This window comes from Bartonella sp. AA97HXZ, from assembly GCF_042196985.1.
In the GTDB taxonomy this organism is placed as follows: Bacteria; Pseudomonadota; Alphaproteobacteria; order Rhizobiales; family Rhizobiaceae; genus Bartonella.
This window is the reverse complement of the sequence record NZ_JBHIRC010000057.1, coordinates 1-2,254: the sequence shown is the minus strand read 5'-3', so window position 1 is coordinate 2,254 and position 2,254 is coordinate 1. Positions and strand designations below refer to the sequence as shown.

The 2,254-nt window shown below is 33.3% G+C and carries 4 protein-coding genes and 1 pseudogene; all 5 read left to right on the top strand.

The window, feature by feature from the left end; all coding sequences use genetic code 11:
- Positions 1–3: 3 nt before the first annotated feature.
- Complete coding sequence (locus ACFINE_RS09575) at positions 4–129, top strand: TrwH protein (RefSeq protein ID WP_375607609.1); 126 nt, start codon at positions 4–6, stop codon at positions 127–129.
- Positions 126–869: a type IV secretion system protein gene (locus ACFINE_RS09570; RefSeq protein WP_375621873.1), complete on the top strand. Its 744-nt coding sequence runs from the start codon at positions 126–128 to the stop codon at positions 867–869. Before ACFINE_RS09575 ends, ACFINE_RS09570 begins: the two co-directional genes overlap by 4 nt.
- A 214-nt stretch (positions 870–1,083) precedes the next feature.
- A pseudogene (locus tag ACFINE_RS09565) lies at positions 1,084–1,335 on the top strand (type IV secretion system protein); the annotation flags it as partial.
- A gap of 178 nt (positions 1,336–1,513) precedes the next feature.
- On the top strand, positions 1,514–1,657 hold the full coding sequence (locus ACFINE_RS09560; protein WP_375621872.1) for a TrwH protein: 144 nt from the start codon (positions 1,514–1,516) through the stop codon (positions 1,655–1,657).
- On the top strand, positions 1,654–2,254 hold a 601-nt coding region (locus ACFINE_RS09555), incomplete at its 3' end, for a hypothetical protein (RefSeq protein WP_375621871.1). The genes ACFINE_RS09560 and ACFINE_RS09555, both read left to right, overlap by 4 nt.

Below are 2,254 nucleotides of genomic sequence, written 5' to 3'. Positions count from 1 at the left end.
CTTATAATTTTGATTGCAAACCTTTTATCGGCTTGTGCATTAGCACCAAAGCTAAAACAGCCCAATGATAGGAACCGCGTGCCCATTAATAAAACAATCCCTGCCGAAATCAAGCGAGGAGACAGATGAAAAAGCGATTTATTATAACAGGAATGATTACCCTTTTGGGGATGATAAATTTAACTCTAACGTCTAACTTTAGTTGGGGTTCTGGGACACAAAGTTCAACTGTTAAAAGTCCTTTTTCAAAAGCAGAATATCTGGAAATTATTAAGTTGTTAGAACAACAAATTAAAACAAACGAAAACCAGATCGAAAACGCGAAAAAAATTCATCAGTCTATAACAGGAAATAGGATACAAAAACCAACAATAGGAGAAAACAAGAATTCTTTCATACAAGATTTGTTTTCTATCTACCCAAACACACAGACAAACTACCAAAACATAACTACTGGGGAATTTAAAAAAAGATTTAATGAGATTATTCTCGAAGAGAAAAGGTACGGCTTCCAGAATTTGCCGTATAACCAAATGCGCGAAACAATTAATACGCGTCTTAAATATAGTGGAATTGTCGAAAAAGCTGTAAGTTTTCAAACTTTCCAAGACGCAGAGAACCGCTTTAAACAAATGAACGATTTCTTAGATAAGATAAATAAAACAAAAGATCTCAAAGAAGTTTTCGAACTGCAAACACGCATCAAGACCATGTCAGCCATGATCCAAAATGAATATACAAAGCTACAAATGGTCAGAAATTTAAGCGATGACGAAGAGACTCTTATCGAAATACAAAAACGTAAATTGTACAGAAAAATTGTAGCCTCTAACTACAAAAATATGCCTATAATAAGATCTAACCAATAAAGCTTTTTACAGCATTTGCTTTTTTTCATGAAAACAAAAACCAATGTAGAAGGTTCAGTACTCTCTGAACAATTAAGAGAGGCACAAAGATTTTATCAAAGCCAAGATATCGTGCTGAAAACACTTAGGTAATGTATAAATGAAAATGAGGCGTTTAGCATATATCTATGTTCCAAGGTGATAAAAAGTTGAAAATTCGTTAAAGAGGAATTCCATGGACTTTACAGTGTTCACGCAACTTTTCAATAAAATTGATCAGATAACAAAAACATATGTCACGGATGTTTCCTCAAAAACAATAGCTACAATTACACCCTTTGTTTCAATCGGTATCACAATCGCTTTCATCATCTACGGATGGCTCATCATCCGGGGCGCTATCGATATGCCTCTCTCCGGATTCGTAAACCGTTTCCTACGGATAAGTATTATTACTTCAATAGCTCTTACCACAGGACTTTATCAACCAAGATATCCAATCCTAAAGTAAAAAATATTTGCACTGAAATTGAGCTATTTTCATAAATTAAAATGGAATAAAAAAGTAAAATAATTACACACAACGTACTTTACTTTAGTGTCAAAATTATAATAATGACAATAAATATCGGAATGTATATAACAGTAAAAAGAGTCATATTAAAATGAAGTCGATCATTCTTATAATTTTGATTGCAAACCTTTTATCGGCTTGTGCATTAGCACCAAAGCTAAAACAGCCCAATGATAGGAACCGCGTGCCTATTAATAAAACAATCCCTGCCGAAATCAAGCGAGCAAATATATGAAAAAGCGATTTATTATAACAGGAATGATTACCCTTTTGGGGATGATAAATTTGGCACATGCAAACGATGTTGATGATATATCTACTCGCATATGGGAAAGTTTTTTAAGCGCACAGATTCCTTCGGAATCACATACTAAACAGAGTTCATCTGCTTCACCGCCACAATCTGCTCTACCAGCAGAATATCTGGAGCTTATTGATCTATTAAAAAAAGGGGAAATTATTGAGCTCTTAAAAAAACAGCTTGAGTTGAAAAAAGAACAACTTTCGCAAACAGAAAAAACCTATCAGGCTATAACAAATAGTCAAAAAACTGGACCTAAAACTATAGATTTTTCTAGTTTTTTTCTCAAAGAACCAGAATCGTTCTATAAGAGTGATAAGCTTTCAAGGAAATCATATCAAGAGGTATTAGAGGACGAAAACAAAGTTTCTGGGACTTTTGATCAAATGGGCACGTTACTTTTTGAGCGTTTAGAATTTTTCTCAATACTAAATAAAGCTATAACTTTAAAAAGTTTTGAAAACGTAGAAAATCGTTTTCAATACCTCAAAAGTCTATTTAATGAACTTCAAACAAAAGAAAACCTGAAAG

Coding starts and splice junctions, on each gene's coding strand:
- ACFINE_RS09570 (WP_375621873.1), top strand. CDS start 126: ATGAAAAAGCGATTTATTATAACAGGAATGATTACCCTTTTGGGGATG.
- ACFINE_RS09560 (WP_375621872.1), top strand. CDS start 1,514: ATGAAGTCGATCATTCTTATAATTTTGATTGCAAACCTTTTATCGGCT.